The organism is Otoolea muris, assembly GCF_943193115.1.
GTDB classification, from domain to species: Bacteria; Bacillota; Clostridia; order Lachnospirales; family Lachnospiraceae; genus Otoolea; species Otoolea muris.
In genome coordinates this window covers 78,058-101,291 of the sequence record NZ_CALPCY010000007.1, presented here as the reverse complement: position 1 = coordinate 101,291, position 23,234 = coordinate 78,058, and the positions used below count along the sequence as shown (strand labels likewise).

Annotated in this window: 18 protein-coding genes; 17 read left to right on the top strand and 1 reads right to left on the bottom strand. The window is 55.4% G+C overall.

What is annotated here, in order from left to right:
* Positions 1-120 precede the first annotated feature (120 nt).
* From cysK to NFS31_RS06610, 14 genes are all read left to right on the top strand, one after another.
* Positions 121-1,059, top strand: coding sequence for a cysteine synthase A (gene cysK, locus NFS31_RS06675; RefSeq protein ID WP_251492824.1), 939 nt, complete (start codon positions 121-123; stop codon positions 1,057-1,059).
* A gap of 8 nt (positions 1,060-1,067) precedes the next feature.
* Positions 1,068-2,657: a glucosyltransferase domain-containing protein gene (locus tag NFS31_RS06670; RefSeq protein WP_251492822.1), complete on the top strand. Its 1,590-nt coding sequence runs from the start codon at positions 1,068-1,070 to the stop codon at positions 2,655-2,657.
* 161 nt (positions 2,658-2,818) lie between these two features.
* On the top strand, positions 2,819-2,965 hold the full coding sequence (gene scfA, locus NFS31_RS06665) for a six-cysteine ranthipeptide SCIFF (protein ID WP_160226221.1): 147 nt from the start codon (positions 2,819-2,821) through the stop codon (positions 2,963-2,965).
* Between the two features lie 139 nt (positions 2,966-3,104).
* Complete coding sequence (scfB, locus tag NFS31_RS06660) at positions 3,105-4,508, top strand: thioether cross-link-forming SCIFF peptide maturase (protein ID WP_251492820.1); 1,404 nt, start codon at positions 3,105-3,107, stop codon at positions 4,506-4,508.
* A 79-nt stretch (positions 4,509-4,587) separates the two neighbouring features.
* On the top strand, positions 4,588-6,720 hold the full coding sequence (gene secD / locus NFS31_RS06655; protein WP_251492818.1) for a protein translocase subunit SecD: 2,133 nt from the start codon (positions 4,588-4,590) through the stop codon (positions 6,718-6,720).
* The gene (tgt, locus tag NFS31_RS06650; protein WP_251492816.1) at positions 6,710-7,858 is read left to right on the top strand and encodes a tRNA guanosine(34) transglycosylase Tgt; all 1,149 of its coding nucleotides are present in this window, start codon (positions 6,710-6,712) and stop codon (positions 7,856-7,858) included. Before secD ends, tgt begins: the two co-directional genes overlap by 11 nt.
* 49 nt (positions 7,859-7,907) lie before the next feature.
* Positions 7,908-8,180, top strand: coding sequence for a preprotein translocase subunit YajC (yajC, locus tag NFS31_RS06645; RefSeq protein WP_160226217.1), 273 nt, complete (start codon positions 7,908-7,910; stop codon positions 8,178-8,180).
* 139 nt (positions 8,181-8,319) lie between these two features.
* Positions 8,320-9,261, top strand: coding sequence for a hypothetical protein (locus NFS31_RS06640; protein WP_251492813.1), 942 nt, complete (start codon positions 8,320-8,322; stop codon positions 9,259-9,261).
* 63 nt (positions 9,262-9,324) lie between these two features.
* On the top strand, positions 9,325-10,407 hold the full coding sequence (gene leuB, locus NFS31_RS06635; protein ID WP_251492811.1) for a 3-isopropylmalate dehydrogenase: 1,083 nt from the start codon (positions 9,325-9,327) through the stop codon (positions 10,405-10,407).
* A gap of 436 nt (positions 10,408-10,843) precedes the next feature.
* A complete protein-coding gene (gene ilvD, locus NFS31_RS06630; protein ID WP_251492809.1) occupies positions 10,844-12,517 on the top strand; it encodes a dihydroxy-acid dehydratase in 1,674 nt (557 codons plus the stop codon).
* Between the two features lie 101 nt (positions 12,518-12,618).
* On the top strand, positions 12,619-14,307 hold the full coding sequence (ilvB, locus tag NFS31_RS06625; protein WP_251492807.1) for a biosynthetic-type acetolactate synthase large subunit: 1,689 nt from the start codon (positions 12,619-12,621) through the stop codon (positions 14,305-14,307).
* A 155-nt stretch (positions 14,308-14,462) separates the two neighbouring features.
* Positions 14,463-15,548, top strand: a complete 1,086-nt coding sequence (gene serC / locus NFS31_RS06620) for a 3-phosphoserine/phosphohydroxythreonine transaminase (protein WP_251492804.1) — start codon at positions 14,463-14,465, stop codon at positions 15,546-15,548.
* A gap of 93 nt (positions 15,549-15,641) precedes the next feature.
* Entirely contained in the window at positions 15,642-16,805 is a 1,164-nt protein-coding gene (locus NFS31_RS06615; protein WP_251492802.1) for a phosphoglycerate dehydrogenase, read from the top strand.
* A gap of 255 nt (positions 16,806-17,060) precedes the next feature.
* Positions 17,061-18,305 (top strand): DUF1015 domain-containing protein, encoded by a 1,245-nt coding sequence (locus NFS31_RS06610; RefSeq protein WP_251492800.1) that lies wholly within the window; start codon positions 17,061-17,063, stop codon positions 18,303-18,305.
* A gap of 106 nt (positions 18,306-18,411) precedes the next feature.
* Here the strand turns inward: NFS31_RS06610 and NFS31_RS06605 are convergent, their stop codons facing one another.
* Positions 18,412-19,632: a M23 family metallopeptidase gene (locus NFS31_RS06605; protein WP_416389434.1), complete on the bottom strand. Its 1,221-nt coding sequence runs from the start codon at positions 19,630-19,632 to the stop codon at positions 18,412-18,414.
* Positions 19,633-19,931: 299 nt separating this feature from the next.
* On the opposite strand from NFS31_RS06605, the gene NFS31_RS06600 reads away from it, so the two are divergent.
* From NFS31_RS06600 to NFS31_RS06590, 3 genes are all read left to right on the top strand, one after another.
* Positions 19,932-20,417, top strand: coding sequence for a PaaI family thioesterase (locus tag NFS31_RS06600; protein ID WP_251492796.1), 486 nt, complete (start codon positions 19,932-19,934; stop codon positions 20,415-20,417).
* Positions 20,418-20,714: 297 nt separating this feature from the next.
* Positions 20,715-22,667, top strand: a complete 1,953-nt coding sequence (locus NFS31_RS06595; RefSeq protein WP_251492794.1) for a fructose-1,6-bisphosphatase — start codon at positions 20,715-20,717, stop codon at positions 22,665-22,667.
* Complete coding sequence (locus NFS31_RS06590; protein ID WP_251492793.1) at positions 22,664-23,146, top strand: DUF1700 domain-containing protein; 483 nt, start codon at positions 22,664-22,666, stop codon at positions 23,144-23,146. The genes NFS31_RS06595 and NFS31_RS06590 overlap by 4 nt, the downstream gene beginning before the upstream one ends.
* The last annotated feature ends 88 nt before the right edge of the window (positions 23,147-23,234 follow it).

Below are 23,234 nucleotides of genomic sequence, written 5' to 3'. Positions count from 1 at the left end.
TGCTGTCTGCCTCCGGCTGCGTGATTGGCGGGCGTGAAAACAGAGCGCTTTTGACAAACCCGGGAAGGCGAGTTATAATGCGTTTGAAGCACAATCTTTGACGAAAGGAAGCGCAGGAATATGGGAATGATTTATACATCTGTCGATGATCTGATTGGCAGGACGCCGCTTTTGGAGCTCACGAATATTGAGAGATCAGAAGGGCTTGCGGCCAGGCTTCTGGTGAAGCTGGAGGGCTTTAATCCGGGGGGTTCCGCAAAGGACCGGGTGGCGAAGGCGATGTTGGACGACGCTGAGGAGAGAGGGATTTTGAAGAAGGGCTCTGTGATTATTGAGCCGACATCGGGAAATACCGGGATCGGGCTGGCGTCTGTGGCGGCGGCCAGAGGATACAGGGTGATCATTGTGATGCCGGAGACGATGAGCGAGGAGCGCAGGCGGCTTATGAAGGCTTACGGGGCTGAGCTGGTGCTGACTGAGGGCGCAAAGGGCATGAAGGGCGCGATTGAAAAGGCGGATGAGCTGGCTAAGGAGATTCCGGGAAGCTTTATACCGGGGCAGTTTGTGAACCCGGCCAATCCGGCGGCGCACCGCGCGACGACCGGGCCGGAGATATGGGAGGATACGGACGGCAGGGTGGATATGTTTGTGGCCGGCGTAGGCACGGGAGGCACGATCACCGGCGCAGGTTCGTATTTAAAGAGCAAAAAGCCGGCGGTCAGGGTTGTGGCCGTGGAACCGGCGGATTCGCCGGCGCTCAGTAAAGGGATAGCGGGCGCGCATAAGATTCAGGGGATCGGGGCCGGCTTTGTCCCGGAGATTCTCGATACGGACGTGTATGACGAGGTGATCGCTGTGGAGAGTGAGGACGCGTATGCGGCAGGGCGAACGCTTGCAAAAAAAGAGGGAGTGCTGGCCGGCATTTCCTCCGGCGCGGCGCTCTGGGCGGCGATCCGGCTCGCGAAACAGCCGGAACATAAAGGAAAGATGATCGTGGCGCTTTTGCCGGATACCGGGGAACGGTATCTGTCCACGCCGGGATTTTTTGGAGGCGCGTGAGAACCCGTATGATATCTGGTATAAAAGAGCCGCTCTGCGATGTGTGGCGGGAATGGAGGCAGTTTTTAAGGGAATACAGGAATCTGCTGTGGATCTGCCTTGCGTTTGTCTTTTTTGTCTATGGGCTGCGCATATTCCGCGATCATATTTTTATTGACAGTGAGCTGATGATTCTCCGGCCGGAGTTTATGCAGGGCGTATGGCTGGGGAGCGGCCGGTTTGGGCTTGTGCTTACGAGCCGGCTGTTTGGCATGGGGCGTCTGGTTCCTTATTTGCAGGGGGGGGGGGGTACAGCCTTTACCATGTACTGGGCGGGGATCATTTCCTCGTACTGCGTGTACAACTGGAGCGGGCGCAACAGGGAATACCGCTTTTTCCACTATCTGTTCCCGCTGCTGTTTGTTTCCGCGCCTGTATGGACCGAACAGTTTTTATTCCTTCTGCAGGCGTTTGAGATCGCGTTTGCGGTTTTGCTCTGCCTGGCCGCCGCGTTCTGCACCTCCCGCTGGGTTCAGAAATCAGAGCCGGTCTTTCTGGTTTTGGGCGTAATTTTTATGGTATGGGGATTCGGATCCTATCAGGCCATGTTTCCCCTGTATCTGTCGCTGTCGCTGACTGCTTTTGTGCTCTCCTATATCAATGGCCGGACGGAGGATGCGCTGCGGTGCGGCATAAAACATGCGCTGGCCTTTTTTGCCGGCTGTCTGCTGTACATGATTCTTGTTAAAGCGACAAAATATGCGGCCGGGGCGGATTCCGGCTATATTTCAGGCATGGTGCGCTGGAGAGCGGACGGTATCCGAAACTGCCTGTTTCATATCCGGCTGGAGCTTGTGCGCGTACTGAAGGGGAAATCCCTGTATTTCGGCAAGCTATACCTGCCTGCCATGTGCCTGTGCGGGCTGCAGATGATGCGCCGGGGATGGAAACACAGAAAGAGTATCCGGGATTACCTCTGCTTTCTGTTTGGCCTGGCGCTTCTGGCGCTGTCCCCGTTTTTATTAAACCTGGCGACAGGAAACCTGCAGATGATCCGCGCGCATCTCGCATACCCGGCGGTGTCCGCGCTGTTTCTGGCCCACTTAACCGTGCGGGAGCGCGGCAGGAGCGGCGCGAAAAGATGGAAAGCCCTTGGAATTGTACTTGCACAGGCGGCTTGTATCGCTGCGGCGGAGAGAAACGGGGTGCGCACGATCCAGCTCTATGAAAGCGCATGGGAGGCGTACCGGAATGATTTGATTACGGCTAACCGTATGTACGCGGACATCTGCGAGACCGCTGGCAGCGCGGATGTGTCAGAATGCATGGTGATATTTGTGGGAAAACGCGATGCCGGCCTGGCCGGGCAGGCGGCGGCTGAGGAGCTCTCCGGGCGGTCGTTCTTTGAAGTGGAGGCGCACACCGAGCTCGGGGGATCGGGGCGGATTGGAAGCTGGCTTCTGACCCTGGGCATGGATATGAGGGTGATGGGCGCGGAGGAAGGCGACAGGTATCTTGAGGCAATCGCATATATGGAAGGCGCGCCGGACTGGCCGGCAGAGGGGAGCGTCAGGAAAATGGGGGATGATGTGATTGTTGTTAAAATGTCGGAGCCGTAGTAATGCTTCAGGGGTTAATGTCATCTGAATTTAAGTTTGCAATATTGACTTTTTCAGAGCTTGCACATGTGAGAAACATATGATATAATTTCTTACGGCCTTGTCACGGAGAACAGGGCGGTTAGTTATGTATTTAATTTTAATCAGGAGGATATAGGGCGATGAAACATGTAAAGACATTGAGCAAAAACACCTTGAAGGACAGCATGAAGAAGGGCGGCTGCGGCGAGTGCCAGACATCCTGCCAGTCTGCGTGCAAGACTTCCTGTACGGTGGGAAACCAGAGCTGTGAGAACAAAAACCGTTAGAGCATTTTTCAAACACGCTCTGAAACAGCGCGTGACAACTGATACGGGAATGATCGGGAAGGCAGGCAAGGCAAATCCCCTGGAAGGCGGGGGCGTTTGCGTTGTCTGCCTGCCTGTGTTCAGATAAGGAGTAGATCGGGTGGTTCATCAATTTATCAACAATGGCTATCATATGGTACTGGATGTCAACAGCGGTTCCGTTCATGAGGTGGATCCGCTTCTTTATGATACAATCAGGGCTCTTTCCGGCCGCGTGGCGGATATGCGAAAGCCCGCTCCCCTTTCGGAGGAGGCAAAGGCCGGAGCGGCGCAGGAGCTTTCCGGGCGCTACGGCGAAGAAGAGCTTGAGGAGGCGTTTGCGGATGTCCAGGAGCTGATCGACCGGGAGGAGCTCTTTGCGGCGGATGTCTATCAGGACTATGTGACGGATTTTAAGAAGCGGGAGACGGTGGTAAAGGCCCTGTGCCTGCATGTGGCGCATGACTGTAACCTTGCCTGCCGCTACTGCTTTGCGGAGGAAGGCGAGTACCACGGCCGCCGGGCCCTGATGAGCTTTGAGGTCGGGAAAAAGGCGCTGGATTTCCTGATTGAAAATTCCGGTTCGAGAAGGAATCTGGAGGTGGATTTTTTCGGCGGCGAGCCGCTTTTAAACTGGGATGTTGTAAAACGGCTGGTGGAATACGGCCGTTCGCAGGAGGCGCCGCGCCAGAAGAAGTTCCGGTTTACGATCACCACGAACGGGGTATTATTAAATGAAGAGATCATGGAGTTCTGCAACCGGGAGATGAGCAATGTGGTCCTAAGCCTGGACGGCCGTCCGGAGGTGAATGACCGCATGCGCCCCTTCCGGGACGGAAGCGGAAGCTATGCGCGGATTGTCCCTAAATTTCAGGAGTTTGCGAAGAAACGGGGAGAGAGGGACTATTTTGTGCGCGGTACGTTTACGAGGCATAACCTGGATTTTGCCGCGGATGTGCTGCATTTTGCGGATCTGGGCTTTGAAAAGCTTTCCGTTGAGCCGGTCGTGGCCCCTCCTGAGGAGGAGTACGCGATCCGACAGGAGGATCTGGAGCCGATCCTTTCGCAGTATGATTTGCTGGCCGCGGAGTATGTGAAGCGCCGCCGGGAGGGCAGAGGCTTTACCTTTTTCCACTTCATGCTGGATCTGGGACAGGGCCCGTGTGTGGCCAAGCGCCTGTCCGGCTGCGGCTCGGGTACGGAATATCTGGCGGTGACGCCTTGGGGCGATTTCTACCCCTGCCATCAGTTTGTCGGGCAGGAAAAGTTCCTGCTCGGGAATGTGGAGGACGGGGTTGTGAACACGCGGATCCGCGATGAATTTAAGCTCTGCAATGTCTATGCAAAGGAGAAATGCAGGGACTGCTTTGCGAGGTTTTACTGCAGCGGAGGCTGCGCGGCGAATTCCTGGAATTTCCATGGCTCCATCACGGACGCCTATGATATCGGGTGCGAGATGCAAAAGAAACGCATCGAATGCTCGATTATGATTCAGGCGGCCCTGGCAGAGGAGGCCGCGGAGTGACAGAGCCGCCGGCGAGGCTTCGGCGGCGCGGCGCGGGATCCGCGCGGCAGATGAAAATGCATGAATAAAGGAGAAAACAATGAAAAACAAGAAAGGAAAGAGCCTTTTGGGACTGGCGCTCCTGATCGCGGCGATCGGCCTGTTCGGGTATTTCGGATATTCGACCATGGGCGCGATCAAGCTGGGCCTTGACCTGGCGGGCGGCGTCAGCATCACGTACCAGGCCAAGGAGGCCAATCCGTCGGCTGAGGATATGTCTGACACGATCTACAAGCTTCGGCTGAGGGTGGAGAATTACAGCAGCGAGGCGGAGGTATACCAGGAGGGCGTCAACCGCATTAACGTGGACATCCCGGGCGTATCGGATGCAAATGCGATTTTACAGGATCTCGGGCAGCCGGGTTCCTTGGTGTTCATGGATTCTGAGGGGAACCAGATCCTCGAGGGACGGCAGGTGACCAGCGCCAAGGGCGGTATCATTGACCAGAACGGCGTAAAGGAGTATGTGGTTCAGCTCGCCTTTGACGAGGAGGGGACCAAAGCCTTTGCGGACGCCACGACAAACGGAGTGGGGAAGCCGATCTATATCATCTATGACGGCCGGATCATTTCCTATCCCATGGTGCGCGAGCCCATCACAGGCGGACAGTGCCGGATTGACGGCATGGCGGACTTAAAAGAGGCGGAGGAGCTGGCGGCCAACATCCGCATCGGCTCGCTTTCCCTGGAGCTTGAGGAGCTGCGCTCGAATGTGGTGGGCGCAAAGCTGGGCCAGGAGGCGATTTCCACCAGCTTAAAGGCAGGCGCGATCGGCTTTGCCATTGTAGTGGTATTTATGATTGCCGTGTACCTGATCCCGGGCGTGGCCGCCTCTCTGGCGCTGTGCCTGTATGTGGGCCTGATCCTGGTGCTCTTAAAGGCGTTTGAGATCACCCTGACGCTTCCGGGTGTGGCGGGTATCGTTCTTTCCATCGGTATGGCCGTGGACGCGAACGTCATTATTTTCACGCGTATTAAAGAGGAAATCGGCGTGGGGAAGACGGTGAAGTCTGCGATCAAGACGGGCTTTGCCAAGGCGTTGTCCGCGATCATCGACGGAAATGTCACCACCCTGATCGCGGCGGCGGTTCTGTTCTGGAGAGGCTCCGGCACGGTGAAGGGCTTTGCCTCCACGCTGGCGCTGGGTATTGTGCTCTCTATGGTGACAGCACTGTTTATCACGAAGTTTGCGCTGAACTGCCTTTATGAGGCGGGATTTGAGGATGTGAAATTCTACGGCGTCCGCAAGGATATCGCCGCCAGGCCGTTCTTAAAACCAAGAAAGGCATTCTTCGGCGTTTCCCTGCTCCTTATTGTGGCCGGCTTTGCGGCTATGGGCGTGAACCGCGCCTCCACGGGAGCGATACTCAATTACGGCATGGAATTCCGGGGCGGCACATCCACCAATGTGACCTTTAATGAGGATTTATCCCTGGAGCGCATCTCCTCCGAGGTGGTTCCGGTGGTGGAGCAGATCACGGGCGAGGCCGGCACGCAGACGCAGAAGGTGGCCGGGACAAATGAGGTGATTATCAAGACAAGAACCCTGAACATGGAGGAAAGGGAGGCGCTGGATACGGCGCTGGCGGACAAATTCGGCGTGGATCCGGAGCTTATCACCGCGGACAGCATTTCCGGCGCGATCAGCGCGGAGATGAAGCGCGACGCCATCGTGGCCGTGACGATCGCGACGATCTGCATGCTGATCTATATCTGGTTCCGCTTCAGCAATATTACCTTTGCGGCGAGCGCCGTTCTGGCCCTGGTCCATGACGTGCTGGTGGTGCTGACGTTCTACGCGGCCCTTAAATGGTCCATCAGCTCTACGTTTATTGCCTGTATGCTGACCATCGTGGGTTATTCCATCAACGCGACGATCGTGATTTTTGACCGTATCCGCGAAAACATGAAGCTGAAAAAGTATAACCAGACCATTGAAGATGTGGTGAACTTAAGTATAACCCAGACCTTTACGAGAAGCATCAATACCTCCCTGACGACCTTTATCATGGTGTTTGTGCTGTTTGTGATGGGCGTGTCCTCCATCCGCGAATTTGCGCTTCCGATGATGGTCGGAATCGTGTGCGGAACGTATTCTTCTGTGTTCCTGACCGGCGCGATGTGGTATGTATTCAGCCAGAAGAAGGAGAAAAAGAATACGGATGGAGTATAAGATTGAGTACAGGGACCGGCGCGCCAAACGGGCGCGGATGAAAACCGTGCATGGGATGATTGAGACGCCGGTGTTTATGAATGTGGGAACCGTGGCGGCCATTAAGGGCGCGGTTTCCACGGATGATTTAAGGCAGATCGGGACGCAGGTGGAACTGTCCAATACGTATCATCTGCATGTGCGCACGGGCGATGCGCTGATTAAGCGCTTTGGGGGCCTGCACCGGTTTATGAACTGGGATCGGCCGATTCTGACGGATTCGGGCGGGTTCCAAGTGTTTTCGCTTGCGGGCCTTAGGAAGATTAAGGAAGAGGGCGTTTATTTCCAGTCCCATATCGACGGACGCCGGATTTTTATGGGGCCTGAGGAGAGCATGCAGATTCAGTCCAATCTGGGCTCTACCATCGCCATGGCTTTTGACGAGTGCCCTCCGAGCCTGGCGGACCGGGATTACGTGCAGTCATCCGTGGATCGGACGACGAGGTGGCTTGAGCGGTGCCGGGCGGAGCTTTCGCGCCTGAACGGCCTGGAGGACACGATCAACCGGGAGCAGCTTTTGTTCGGCATCAACCAGGGCGCGATTTATGAGGATATCCGCATCCGCCACGCGGAGGCGATCAGCCGCATGAACTTAGACGGCTACGCCATAGGCGGCCTGGCCGTGGGGGAGAGCCATGAGGAGATGTACCGGATCCTCGACGCGGTGGTTCCCTGCCTTCCGGGCGACAAGCCGGTGTACTTAATGGGCGTGGGAACCCCGGCCAATATCCTGGAAGCCGTGGAGCGCGGGGTGGATTTCTTTGACTGCGTTTATCCGTCGAGAAACGGGCGCCACAGCCATGTATACACGAACCATGGGAAGCTGAACCTTCTGAATTCCAAATATGAGCTGGACGCCCGCCCGATTGAGGAGGGGTGCGGCTGTCCGGCGTGCCGTTCGTACTCAAGAGCCTATATCCGGCATCTGTTTAAGGCAAAAGAAATGCTCGGCATGCGATTATGTGTATTGCATAATTTATATTTTTATAATAAAATGATGGAGGAGATTCGCGACGCCATCGAACATCAGTGTTTTGCGGAGTACAAGGAGCAGAAGCTGGCCGGCATGGCCGCCGGGGAGAATCAGGCCGAATCATGATTAGACACAGCGCGGCGAGGCGGCGCAGGTGGCGAAAGGAGGAAAAGGCATGAATACAATGGGATGGATTATTTATTTTATCTTTATTATAGGACTGATGTATTTACTGGCAATCAGACCTCAGCAGAAGGAAAAGAAAAAAGCGCAGGAGCTGATGGCCAGCGTTGCGGTGGGCGACAGCGTTCTGACATCCAGCGGTTTTTACGGCGTGATCATCGATATGACGGACGACACTGTGATCGTGGAGTTTGGAAGCAATAAGAACTGCCGGATACCGATGCGCAAGGACGCCATTGTCCAGGTGGAAAAGCCGGAGCTGTAAGGCCCTGGCCGGATGCTGTGCAGGCGATGCAGAGCGGAAGGATAACCGGAAGGTGCATGGAACGTGAGAGTTTACGTCCATGCACTTTTTTGTAATTGGATGCGGCGGCGCGTGTATTTGACAGGATAAAAGGAGCGGGATGAAGGATACAAAGGTACAGTGGCATCCGGGTTTTGCGGCGGCTATGAATCTGGAACTGATGGAGAGCCGGGACGGGCTGGTATTTGAAAGAGAATACAATTTAAACACAAAACCACTGGAAATTGACTTGCTGATCATCAGAAAAGATAAAACGACCCGGGTAGAAAATGAAATAGGACATATATTCAGGGGGCATAACATACTTGAGTACAAATCGCCGGAGGATCATCTGAATATCGACAGCTTCTATAAGGCGCAGGCATACGCGGCCCTGTATAAATCGTATGGGGAAACGGTGGACGCTATTAAGGCGGATGATATAACGGTTACGCTTGTGCGCGAGGCAAGGCCCAAAGGGCTGTTTCGTTATTTTGAGGAAAACGGCTGCCAGGTACAAAAAGGCGGCAGGGGAATCTATTATATCAAAGGCGCTGTGTTGTTTGAAACGCAGCTTATTGTCAGCGGGGAACTGGACAAAAAGAGCCATATCTGGCTTGGGGCCTTATCGGATAGGATGGAGAGAGCGGATCTGGAAAAGCTTTTAGAAAACATCCGGACGCTGAAAGAAGAAACAGACCGGGATCTGGCGGATTCTGTGTTGGAAGTAAGCATTGGAGCCAATAAAGAGATAGTCGAAGAGCTGATAGGAGATGAGAGTATGTGTCAGGCATTGATGGAGCTTTTGGAGCCTCAGATTCAAAAGAGGGAAAAGGCATTGGAACAGGCGTTATTAAAAAAAGGGATGAAGGAAGGGATAAAAGAGGGGATGAAAAAAGGAATTCAGGGCACAGTGGCGGCCCTGAGGGATTTTGGCCATGCGGATGCAGAGATTAAAACAGCGATTATGAATAATTACAGCCTGACGCAGGAAGAGGCGGAACGTTATCTGAAGGCCCTTCCGGAAAAGATGGCTGCTCAGGAACCTCAGTATGAGAATTAAGTAATGGCCAAGGCCGTCTGAGCGGTTATGGCAGTTGAATGAATGATAGAGGAGGATGCGGAAATGAAATACGAAATTGCAGTGATCCCGGGAGACGGGATCGGACCGGAGATTGTGAAGGAGGCTTGCGGCGTGCTTGACCGTGTGGGGGAGGTGTTCGGCCATTCTTTCCATTACACAGAGGTTCTGATGGGAGGCGCTTCGATTGATGTACACGGAGTTCCCCTGACCGACGAAGCGCTGGAGACAGCGAGACGCAGCGATTCCGTCCTTTTGGGGGCTGTGGGCGGAAATGTGGGCAATTCGAGGTGGTATGACGCAGCCCCGCACCTGCGCCCCGAGGCGGGGCTGCTGGCGATCCGGAAAGGGCTGGGCCTTTTTGCGAATATCCGGCCCGCGTACCTTTACCGCGAGCTTTCGTCCGCCTGCCCGCTGAAGGAATCGATCATCGGGGACGGCTTTGATATGGTGATCCTGCGGGAGCTGACAGGAGGGCTTTATTTCGGAGAGCGGTATACAAAGGAGGTGGACGGCGCGCTGACCGCAGTGGACACCCTGACATACAGCGAGCATGAGATCCGCCGGATCGCGGTGAAAGCGTTTGAGATTGCAATGAAGCGGAAAAAGCATGTGACAAGCGTGGACAAGGCGAATGTGCTGGATTCCTCCCGTCTGTGGAGAAAGGTAGTGGAGGAGGTCGCGGCCGGTTATCCGGAGGTGACGCTTGCGCATATGCTGGTGGATAACTGCGCCATGCAGCTTGTGATGAATCCGGGCCAGTTTGATGTGATCCTCACGGAAAATATGTTTGGGGATATCCTCTCCGACGAGGCGAGCATGATCACCGGTTCGATCGGCATGCTCTCGTCTGCGAGCTTAAATGAGGGGAAATTCGGCCTCTATGAGCCGAGCCACGGATCCGCCCCGGATATTGCGGGCAAGGATCTGGCGAATCCCATTGCCACGATTCTGTCTGCCGCTATGATGCTCCGGTATTCGTTTGATCTGGACAGGGAGGCGGCCGCTGTGGAGGAGGCGGTGCAAAAGGTTTTGTCTGAAGGTTACCGGACGCCGGATATCATGGCTGAAGGGGGGATCCAGGTAGGGACTGCGCAGATGGGGCGTTTGATCTGCGAGAGGATTTAGTGTAAGCAGGCCATGGTTTATTGTGGGAAGGCCGCCAGTGTCGGGCTTTATATCCAACAAAACCCCGCTTCCGCTCGGAGAAAAGCGCAGCGGATGCCAAGCCCGAAAAGACCTCGCTAAGCGCCGGCGGTTTTCTACGGGTTCCTTATGGATATAAAGCCTGACTCTGGCGGCCTTTTCACAATTATGAACCAAGGCATAGTACACAGAGGCGGCCAGCAACGAATAAATCGGCCGGCGCACGCCATAAAACGGCTGCCAATCATAGCATCCGCGCCAGCATGGAAAATATTTTTCCCGTAAACATGTAAAAAACAGGTGAAAAACCACAGAAAATGCGTTAGAATAAAACAAGCGCTGCAACAGACCCCGCCTTAAGCGGCGGCTGCGGCGATAAAGACTTTCGGGCCTGTTACGAAAAAAGGAGACGGACAGAATGAAAAGTGATGCGGTTAAAACGGGGATGCAGCAGGCGCCCCATCGTTCTTTGTTTAATGCGCTGGGCTTAACCGAAGAGGAGCTTCATAAGCCCCTGGTCGGCATTGTGAGCTCATATAATGAGATTGTGCCGGGTCATATGAACCTGGATAAGATTGTGGAGGCGGTAAAGCTGGGCGTGGCCATGGCGGGCGGGACGCCGATCGTATTTCCGGCTATTGCGGTCTGCGACGGGATTGCCATGGGGCATATCGGGATGAAGTATTCGCTGGTGACGCGGGATCTGATCGCGGATTCCACGGAGTGTATGGCCCTGGCGCATCAGTTTGACGCGCTGGTGATGGTTCCGAACTGCGATAAGAATGTCCCGGGCCTGCTGATGGCTGCGGCGCGCGTGAATGTGCCCACGGTGTTTGTCAGCGGCGGCCCCATGCTGGCCGGGCGCGTGAAGGGGCAGAAGCGCAGCCTTTCAAGCATGTTTGAGGCGGTCGGCTCCTATGCGGCGGGAACCATGACCGAGGAGGACGTGAAGGAGTTTGAAAATAAGACCTGCCCGACCTGCGGTTCCTGCTCGGGCATGTATACAGCGAACAGTATGAACTGCCTGACCGAGGCGCTCGGCATGGGCCTTAAGGGCAACGGGACCATCCCGGCCGTGTATTCGGAGCGGCTGAAGCTGGCCAAGCATGCGGGCATGAAGGTCATGGAGATGTATGAGAAAAATATCCGTCCCAGAGATATCATGACCAGCGAGGCGTTCTTAAACGCCCTGACTGTGGATATGGCGCTGGGCTGCTCGACGAACAGCATGCTGCATTTACCGGCTGTCGCGCATGAGGCCGGCGTGGAGCTTGACATGGAGCTGGTGAATGAGATGAGCGCCAGGACGCCGAACCTGTGCCATCTGGCGCCGGCGGGCCCGACCTATATGGAGGATTTAAACGAGGCGGGCGGCGTGTACGCGGTGATGAACGAGCTGTCGAAAAAGGGCCTTCTGCATCTGGACTGCATGACCGTGACAGGGGCCAGTGTGGGAGAGAACATTCAGAACTGCGTAAACCGGGATCCGCAGGTGATCCGGCCGGTGGAGGATCCCTACAGCCAGACCGGCGGCATTGCGGTCTTAAAGGGCAACCTGGCTCCGGATACAGCGGTGGTGAAGCGCTCCGCCGTAGCGCCTGAGATGTTAAAGCACGAGGGCCCGGCCCGCGTGTTTGACTGCGAGGAGGACGCGATTGCCGCCATCAAGGGCGGACGGATCGCGGCGGGCGACGTGGTGGTGATCCGCTACGAGGGGCCGAAAGGCGGCCCGGGCATGCGGGAGATGCTCAATCCCACATCGGCCATCGCCGGCATGGGGCTTGGATCCACGGTGGCCCTGATCACGGACGGACGCTTTTCCGGCGCGTCCAGGGGCGCGTCCATCGGCCATGTATCCCCGGAGGCGGCGGTCGGCGGCCCGATTGCGCTGGTGGAAGAGGGCGATATCATTTCCATTGACATTGATAGTCATGCGCTGAATGTGCTGGTTTCGGATGAGGAGCTTGAGGCGAGGCGGGCCAAATGGCAGCCCAGGACGCCGCAGATTACGAGCGGCTATCTGTCGCGCTACGCCGCCCTGGTGACGAGCGGCAACCGCGGCGCGGTGCTGGAGCTTCCAAAGCGCGGCTGATTCCCGCGGGCAACGAGCCGGGCGGGCATGCTTCGGGGCTGTTGACTATAGTATGTTTGACGTTTACTATACCTTATGTTTGGAAAGCAGGTAGAGACAGAATGAAAACACTGACAGGAGCAGAGATCGTTATTGAATGCCTCAAGGAACAGGGCGTGGACACGGTATTTGGCTATCCGGGCGGGGCTATTTTAAATATTTACGATGCGCTTTATAAGCACCGGGATGAGATTACCCATATTCTGACGTCACACGAGCAGGGAGCGTCCCATGCGGCGGACGGCTATGCGAGGGCTACGGGGAAGGTGGGGGTCTGTCTTGCGACCTCCGGGCCGGGCGCGACCAACCTGGTGACGGGGATCGCCACGGCAAACCTGGATTCCGTTCCCATCGTGGCCATTACCTGCAATGTGACGACCAGCCTTTTGGGAAAGGACAGCTTTCAGGAAATTGATATTTTGGGCGTAACCATGCCGATCACGAAATATAATTTTATTGTAAAGGATGTGACAAAGCTGGCGGACGTGATCCGCAGGGCTTTTGTCATCGCAAAGAGCGGCCGTCCGGGCCCGGTCCTGGTGGATATCACCAAGGATGTGACGGCGGCGCAGTGCGCGTATGAGCCTAGGGAGCAGAAGGCGCCGGAGCGCCAGTCGGACACGATCCGGGAGGAGGATATCGAGCAGGCGCTGGCCATGATCCGCGCGTCGCAGAAGCCCTTTATCTTTGTGGGCGGAGGCGCGGTGGCCTCAGAGGCGGCGAACGAGCTTTCGGCCTTTGCACATAAGATCCACGCCCCGGTGGCGGACAGCCTGATGGGCAAGGGCGCGTTTGACGGGACGGATGAGCTGTATACCGGGATGCTCGGCATGCACGGCACCAAGACCTCGAATTTCGGTGTGGCGGAATGCGATCTGCTGATCGTAGTGGGCGCGCGCTTCAGCGACCGCGTGGTGGGGGATTCCTCGCGGTTTGCCTCCAATGCGAAAATCCTTCAGCTTGACGTGGATCCCGCGGAGATCAATAAAAATATCATGACCGATGCAAGCATCATCGGGGATGTGAAGGTGATCCTGCGCCGGCTGGCGGCCCGCCTGGATCCCATGCGGCACGACGAGTGGGTGAACCATATTGAGCGGTTTAAGGATATGTATCCGCTGCGCTACAATAAGGATACGCTGACGGGGCCGTATATTATGGAAAAGATTTACGAAGTGACAGAAGGGGACGCGATTATCAGCACCGATGTGGGCCAGCACCAGATGTGGGCCGCGCAGTATTACAAATTCAGGCGTCCCAGGCAGCTTTTGACCTCCGGGGGGCTTGGCACCATGGGCTACGGCCTGGGGGCGGCGATCGGGGCCAAGATGGGCTGTAAGGATAAGGTCGTCATCAATATCGGCGGGGACGGCTGCTTCCGCATGAACATGAATGAGATTGCGACGGCGACCCGTTACAATATCCCCGTTATCCAGGTGGTTTTCAATAACCATGTGCTGGGCATGGTCCGCCAGTGGCAGACCCTGTTTTACGGGAAGCGGTATTCCCAGACCGAGCTGTATGACCAGGTGGATTTTGTGAAGGTGGCTGAGGGAATGGGGGCCAAGGCCATGCGGATCACGAAGCGCGAGGAGGTGGAACCGGCGCTGCGCGAGGCCATTAGCCTGAATATCCCGGTGGTGCTGGACTGCCAGCTCGGAAGCGACGACAAGGTATTCCCCATGGTTCCGGCCGGCAAGCCGATTGAGGAGGCGTTTGATGAGATCGATCTGCGGATTGAATCCATGTAATGTACTCCCGGAGCCTCTTGGCGCCTGATTTTGTGAGATTCCTGGAGTACACTGTAAAGATGCGTCAGCCGCATTTTTCAGGATGATTGCGAAAGTTCAGACAAGAGGCGCTGAGATACATTTTCACGAAAACTGATTTGAGGAGGAGACGAAGAATGAGCAGAGTCTATAACTTTTCGGCCGGCCCGGCGGTTCTGCCGGAGGAGGTCTTAGAGGAGGCGGCCCGCGAGATGATGGATTACCGCGGCACGGGCATGTCTGTAATGGAGATGAGCCACCGTTCAAAGGATTATCAGGATATTATCGACGAGGCGGAGAAGGATCTGCGGGAGCTGATGCACATTCCGGACAATTATAAGGTGCTGTTTGTGCAGGGCGGCGGCCACACGCAGTTCGCCATGGTTCCCATGAACCTGTTTAAAAACAAGGTGGGGGATTACATTATTACGGGCCTGTGGGCAAAACGGGCCTGGAAAGAAGCGCAGATGTTCGGCACAGCGAACGCGGTGGCTTCCAGCGAGGATAAGACCTTTACCTACATACCGGACTGCTCGGATCTGCCGATCGATGAGGATGCGGATTATGTGTATATCTGCCTGAACAATACAATTTATGGAACCGTGTACCACGAGCTTCCCAACACCAAGGGAAAGGATCTGGTGGCGGACATTTCCTCGTGCTTTTTGTCCGAGCCGCTGGATGTGAGCAAATTCGGCATCCTCTGGGGAGGCGTGCAGAAAAATGTCGGCCCGGCCGGGGTGGCGATCGCGATTGTCCGCGAGGATCTGATCCGCGAGGATGTGCTGCCCGGGACGCCGACCATGCTCCGGTATAAGACGTACGCGGACAATGGCTCCATGTACAACACGCCGCCCACATACATTATCTACATGTGCGGCAAGGTGTTCAAGTGGCTGAAGAAGAACGGCGGCCTGGAAGCCATGAAGGAGAGGAATGAGGAAAAGGCAAAGCTTCTCTACGATTTCCTGGACGAAAGCAGGCTGTTTAAGGGTACGGTGGAGAAAAAAGACCGCTCCCTGATGAATGTGCCCTTTGTGACCGGGGACGCGGATCTGGACGCCTTATTTGTAAAAGAGGCAAAGGAAGCGGGCCTGGTGAATTTAAAGGGCCACAGGAGCGTGGGCGGCATGAGGGCCAGCCTTTATAATGCAATGCCCGTCGAGGGCGTGGAGGCGCTGGTGAAATTCATGCGTGAATTTGAAGAAAAGCATGTGAAATAACCGCTGCTGTCCAAAACGGCCTGCGCAGATGCCTGCGCGGGCGGCGGGGAAACATGGAGGCAGATACGGGACTGAAGGAGCGAAGACCGATTTATGAGAAAGATACATTGCCTGAATCCGATTTCCAGCCTGGGGACGGATTTGTTTACGGAGCAGTACGAAATGACGGACAGCTTAAAAGAGGCGGACGGCGTCCTGGTGCGGAGCGCATCCATGCATGAGATGGAGCTTCCGGACGGCCTGCGGGCCATCGCCCGCGCCGGGGCCGGGGTGAATAATATACCGCTTAAAGCCTGTTCGGAGCGCGGAATCGTGGTATTTAACACGCCGGGCGCGAATGCAAACGGCGTAAAGGAGCTGGTTCTGGCAGGACTCCTTCTGGCGGCCCGCGACATTGTGGGCGGCATCGGCTGGTGCCGGGAGCAGAAGGACAACGCGGAGATTGCAAAGGACATGGAGAAGGCGAAGAAAGCCTTTGCCGGCCGTGAGATTAAGGGAAAGAAGCTGGGTGTGATCGGCCTTGGCGCGATCGGCGCCGAGGTGGCCAATGCGGCGGCGGCCCTTGGCATGGAGGTCTACGGCTACGATCCGTTTATTTCCGTGAACGCGGCCTGGATGCTGTCGCGGGATGTAAAGCATATTACCGCTGTGGACAGCATTTATCAGGAATGCGATTATATCACGGTTCACGTTCCGCTGGCGGACAAAACGAGAGGGATGATAAACCGTGAAAGCCTGGGTCAGATGAAGGACGGCGTGGTGATCTTAAATTTCGCACGGGATCTGCTGGTCAATGACGATGATATGGCAGAGGCCCTCGCCTCCGGAAAGGTGAAGCGCTATGTGACGGATTTCCCGAACCCGAAGGTCATGCAGATGGAGCATGTGATCGTGACGCCGCATCTGGGGGCTTCCACAGAGGAGTCTGAGGATAACTGCGCGGTGATGGCCGTGAAGGAGCTGAAGGATTATCTGGAAAACGGAAATATCCGCAATTCGGTCAACTATCCGGCCTGCGATATGGGCGTATGCGCCTCGGTGCGGCGGATTGCGCTGCTGCATATGAATGTGCCCAATATGATCGGGCAGATCTCCTCGATACTGGCGTCCGCGGATATGAATATCGCGAATATGATGAATAAGAGCCGGGAACAGTATGCGTATACCATGGTGGATCTGGAGACGGATATTGATGAGGCGACGCTTGAAAAGCTGAATGCGATTAAAGGGGTTATGCGGGTGCGCGTGATTAAGTAGCGCATGTTGGCGCGGCAGAGGTTGGAAAAGGAGTCCGGGGGGCCGGGCTCTTTTTTCACTGGTATAGTTGATACTTTCGGAATCTCTCTGCACCTGCCTTTGCGGCTGATTTTCCGCCAGACGCACCCAAATTTAATCAACGTACGTTCCGCGTACGCCTCATAAATTTGTGCACATCTGACAAAAAATCATCTTACAAAATCAGGTGCAGCGGGATTCCAAGAGTACATAGTTGTGTAAAAGGAGGAGACTTGTATGGCTGTAATCAGACCATTTTGCTGCATCCGGCCGGCGGGGGAGCTGGCGGGGCGGGTGGCGGCGCTGCCTTATGATGTGTATAGCCGCGAGGAGGCGAAGCGCGAGATTGAGAGGGAGCCGCTGTCATTTCTGAGTGTTGACCGGGCGGAGGCGGGGCTTCCGGATACGGTGGATGCGTATGACGGGCAGGTGTATGAGAAGGCGCGCGAGGCGCTGGCGCGTTTTGAGCGGGAGGGGGTTCTGATCAGGGAAGAAGAACCCTGTATGTATTTGTATGAGCTGACGATGGACGGCCATACGCAGACCGGGATCGCGGCCTGTGCGGCGGTGGATGATTACCTGAACGGGGTAGTGAAAAAGCACGAGAATACGCGGGAGGATAAGGAGCGGGATCGGATCCGCCATGTGGATGCGCTGAATGCGCAGACAGGGCCTATTTTCCTGGCGTACCGGGCGAGGAAAGGGCTTCGGGCGCTTTTGGAGGAGATAAAAGAAGGGGAAGCGCTTTATGATTTTGAAGCGGCGGATGGGATTCGCCATCGTGTATTCCGTATTGGGGAGGCGGAGCGGATAACGGCGCTTATAAAGGAGATCGGGGAGGCGGGGGATGTTTACATTGCAGACGGGCATCACCGGGCGGCTTCGGCTGTGAAGGTAGCCTTAAAGCGCAGGAAGGAGCGCCCGGATTATGACGGGAGCGAGGAGTTTAATTATTTCCTTTCCGTGCTGTTTCCGGACGAGGAGCTGCGGATTTTGCCGTATAACCGTGTGGTCAGGGATTTGAACGGTTTGTCGGCAGAGGCTTTTCTGGAGCGGGTTCAGGAGCATTTCCGGATTGTGGAACCGGATGGCGCGCAGGAGGCAAAGCATCCGTCCGAAAAGGGCAGGATGGGGATGCTTCTGGACGGGACGTGGTATGTTCTTGAGGCGCGGGAGGAGATCCGGTCAGAGGATCCCATCCGGGGGCTGGATGTCTCGCTTTTGCAGGATTATATACTGGCTCCGGTTCTGGGGGTGGAGGATCCGAGAACGGATCAGAGGATTGAATTTATCGGCGGCATACGGGGAAGCGCGGAGCTGGAGCGCCGGTGCGGGGACGACATGCGGGTCGCATTTTCCATGTATCCGACATCCATGGAAGAGCTTTTGGCCGTGGCGGACGCAGGGCTTTTGATGCCGCCGAAATCAACATGGTTTGAGCCGAAGCTGCGTAGCGGGCTGTTTATTCATGAGGAAGATTGAGGGGCGGGTCGGGAACAGACGCCTGCCTTACAATTGCGTCTGTTCCCCGCGGCGTGCCTTTCTTTTCATGCTTCCCTGGCACAGTCTGGCCCAAGCTCCCCTTATGCTACCGGCTCTCCTCCGCGACAGCCGGATCCTTCATCTGATAAATGCGGGTCCATTCCTTTGTCCCGTCCACCTTCACCGACTCAGAGCGGTTGACGCTTAAAAATTTAATCAGCTCATAGCAGTCAATCCAGATTTCATTGTTTCCTTCTTTCTGGGACTCGTCGAAAATGAGCTGCAGGCCGAAGTGCAGGTGAGGTTCATCAATGTTATTCGTATTTTCCGTGGCGCTGTAGCCGGTGCGCCCGAGATATCCGATGACATCCCCGGCGGTGACGATGCTGCCTTCCTTCAGCACGCTCTGATATGGGTAATCCTTGCGCAGATGGGCATAATAATAGTACCGTTTTTTGTCAAAGCTGCGGATGCCGAGCCGCCATCCGCCGTACTGGTTCCAGCCGATGGCTTCCACATAACCGGATTCCACGGCGATGACGGGAGTGCCCGTCTGCCCCATCATGTCGTGGCCCAGGTGCTGCCTGCGGTAGCCGTAGGAGCGGGAGACGCCGAAATCGTTGTAATGGCTGTAGGGAAAATGCTTTGCCAGGGGATGAAAGGCTTTAAGCCCGTACTTGGTCACCCAGATCTTCCGCTCGCCGGAAGGCGTGAGGGCTTCCTCCTTTGTTTCGGGCGCGTCCTTCTGTCCGCCGCTTTCCGGAGCGTCGTTGCCCTGCCCTTCCTCTCCCTGCGCGCGGCTCTCTCCGCCGGCGTTATCCTGCTCCTGCGCAAGGGCAAAGGCGGGCGCCTCAGATTCGGGGATCTGGATTTCATAATAGCCGACCATGCCGTTTAAGACGGCTCCATACGCCTCAAGATAGTAAGGATAGTATTTGAGATCCTTTGTGACAGCCTCGATCGTCTCGCCGTCTTGCAGGCGCTTTGCGAGCGTTTCCATATCCGCCGGTTTATACCTCGAAAAATCCCCTCCGTACCGGGCGCCGAGGACGGCCAGAAGCTGCACCCAGTTTAAATGGATTTCCTGCTGGCAGGTAGCGACATCAAAGCGGAACGCCTGCGTCATAGCGTCGCTGGTGACGTCAAAATCTACCCATTTGATGAAATCATCCTTTCCGGACTGCGCGGGATCCGTTTCCTGCCCGGAAAGAGGAGAGGGCCGGCCGGGGAAGATCCCCGTACGGGAAGCCGGGCGGGCGGGCCCGGTTATGTATGCGGCCAGAAGAAAAAAGACAGCCAGGGCTTCCAGGCCGATGACGATTTGGATGCGCCGCCTGTAAAGCCATAAAAGGAGCCGGTCCGGCCCGGCCCCTGAATGATTCCGGAATCGTTTCAAATCGTGTCCCTCCTGTCAGATACAGCGGTTCAGCCCCCGCGGCGGCAACGCCAATGCCTTTTGGGCGCGAACCATTTTGTGTTTTTGTATGATCATATGAAGACAAGGCGGGGATTATGCGGAAGAGCAGTCGTTCCGCAACCGTTCCGAGTTATCTGAACGGTTACGGCGTTCCGCTTCCGGGGTATCAATCGATAAATCGTAATATTGACAGAAAGGCAGTAAATAAAATGAATGAAAAGAATCGCACAGGATTGCCGGAGAGCGCGGCAGCGGGAGGCACATTTGCGGACGCATGGAAAAACGGCAAAGAGCCGGGCACAGGCCCGGAGGATTTCAGGAAACTGGTGGGCTTTGAGATTGTAGAGCGCAGGATGGGCTACGCAAAAGGAGAACTCGCAGTAAAGCCCTGCCATTTGAATGTGCTGGGCGTGATCCACGGCGGCGTCCTGTTTACCATAGCGGACACCACCTCCGGCACGGCGGCCTCCACCGGAAGGCCCTATGCCGTGCCGACGGTAAACGGGAGCATCAATTACTTAAAGGCCGGGAAAAATACGGAGAAAATCACCGCAGAGGCGGAGGAGATCAAAAACGGGAGGAATTTTTCGGTCTGCGTCTGCAAGATTTATGATGATAAAGGGGAGTTGCTGGCTACCACGACGATGACTTTTTTCCACCTGATGCCGCCTGAGGCGGAGGGAAAGGCGATTTGAGTTCTTTGAGATTCTTTTGAGATGCTAAGGAACTGTGAAAGGGCCGCCAGCAGCGGCTTCCATATCCAACGGAACCCCGCTCCCGCTCGGAGAAAAGCGCAGCGGGGTTTCGTCGGATATACCGCCTGCTTCCGGCGGCCCTTTCACGACATCCCTCATCCAGAATATAAGGATCCCCTCCGCAAGCATTCAGTAACATCTTCCCTTTTCCCCCATCTTGTGATACTATATTCCTGTTGAATCAGACAAAATCAAAGGGGCAACTGTCAGCAAAAACGTATATATGGGGGAATTGAAATGAGAGATCTGGCATACTTAAAGCTGCTTGCAAGGGAATACCCGAATATCCGGGCAGCGTCGAGCGAGATTATTAATATGAAGGCTATCTGCGGCCTTCCGAAGGGAACGGAGTATTTTTTCAGCGACCTGCACGGCGAGTATGAGGCGTTTATCCATCTGCTGCGCAGCTCCTCAGGAATTATCCGTGAAAAGATTAAGGAGACATTCGGGCATATTATCTCGCAGGAGGATGAGATAAGGCTGGCGAATCTGATCTATTATCCGGATCGGATCCTGTCGCAGCTTAGGCAGGCGGGGGAGCTGACGGAGGACTGGCAGAAGATTGCCATTTACCGTCTGGTGCAGATCTGCAAGGAGGTTTCTTCCAAATACACGCGCTCCAAGGTGCGCAAGAAGATGCCCGCGGAGTTTGCCTATATCATTGATGAACTTCTCCATGTGGATTATAATGACGAGAATAAGAAGGTCTATTACAGTGAAATTATCCATACGATCATTGATATCCATGTGGCAGACAGCTTTATTATTGCGCTGTGCCGTCTGATCCAGAACCTGACGATTGATAATCTGCACATCATCGGGGATATTTTTGACAGGGGGCCGCGGGCGGACATTATTATGGAGGAGCTGATGCATTTCCATGATGTGGATATCCAGTGGGGCAATCATGATATTTCGTGGATGGGGGCCGCGACGGGCAATCCGGCCTGCATCTGCAATGTGCTGCGCATCGCGATCAGCTACAATGGTTTTGATGTGCTGGAGGACGGGTATGGGATTAATATCCGCCCGCTCTCCATGTTTGCGGCCAGGGTGTACAAGGATGATCCGTGCACGCGGTTTATGCCGCATATTCTTGATGAGAATATTTATGACGCCGTGGATCCGGGGCTGGCGGCCAAGATGCACAAAGCTATTGCCATGATGCAGTTTAAGATGGAAGGGCAGATTATCCTGCGCCATCCGGAGTACGGGATGGAGAGCCGGATCCTGTTAAAGGCTATTGATTTTGAGAAGGGAACGGTCCGCATAGGGGGAAAGGAGTATCAGCTTCTGGATACGAATTTCCCGACTGTAGATCCCGCGGATCCGCTGAAGCTTTCGCAGGAGGAGGAGGAGCTTTTGCACACTCTGACGCTCTCCTTCTGCCACAGCGCGCTTCTGCACAGGCATATTAAGTTTTTATATTCCAATGGCGGGATGTATAAGTGCTGTAATTCCAACCTTCTGTATCACGGCTGTATCCCGATGCGGGAGGACGGCCGCTTTGATGAGCTTGTGATTGACGGACAGGCGTATAAGGGGAAGGCGCTGATGGATTTTATCGACGGACAGATCCAGAATGCGTATTTTCTGGAGAAAGGTACGCCGGAGAAGGAAAAGAGCTGTGATTTTATGTGGTACCTGTGGTGCGGCTCGAAATCACCGGTGTTTGGAAAGGATAAGATGGCCACATTTGAGAACTATTTCCTGGCGGAGCCGGAGCTTAAGAAAGAACGGATGAACCCGTATTACAGGCTGAGCGTGCAGGAGGAGCACTGCGACCGGATTCTGGAGGAATTCGGTTTTTCCACGGCGGGCTCGCATATTATCAACGGCCATGTCCCGGTGAAAATTAAGGACGGGGAGACGCCGGTCAAGGCGGGCGGGAAGCTGTTTATTATCGACGGAGGGCTGTCAAAGGCGTATCAGGGAAAGACGGGCATCGCCGGTTATACGCTTATTTTTAATTCAAGGCATCTGGCGCTGGCAGAGCACAAGCCGTTTGATCCCAGCCAGGAGCTGACGCCGCGGGTGAGTATTGTGGAAAAGATGCGCAAGAGGATACGCGTGGCGGATACGGACGAAGGGCGCGAGCTGGCGGGCCGGATTGAAGATTTGAAGGAGCTTCTGGAGGCGTACCGCAAGGGCGTTCTGAAGGAACGGTTCCAACAGAGGAGAGGCATATGAGAAAGGCAGAATTTTTAAAGGAGCTTGAGGATGCGCTGACCGGGGAGGTTTCGGCGGCTGTGATGCGGGAAAACTTAAATTATTACAGCCAGTATATCTCTTCGGAGTGTTTAAAGGGGCGGAGTGAGGAGGAGGTCATCCGGGAGATCGGAAGCCCAAGGCTGATTGCGAGGACGATTATAGACAGCAGCGCCGCGGGGGGCGGACGGACAGGGACTGGAGGCGGCTTTTCGGAAGCGCCGGGAAGCTTCGAGAGCCGCTATGCCGGGAAGGATCCGAATGAGCGGAGAAATCCGTATTTTCACTACGTGGATCTGAATAAGTGGTACTGGAAGCTCCTTGGAGTGATTCTGTTTTTTATTGTGATTGGGGCTACATTCGCCATTGTGGGCGGCGTGTTTTCACTTCTGGTTCACCTCGCCCCTGTCCTGATTGTGGCCTGGCTGATTTATGCGGTGATCCGGAATATGAGGCGGTGATTGGCGCGGGCAATGCTGTACCGGGGCGTGTTTGAAAAATGATTTCTGCCGGATGTGCGTTTGACTTTGCAGGAATGATTTTTCAGAC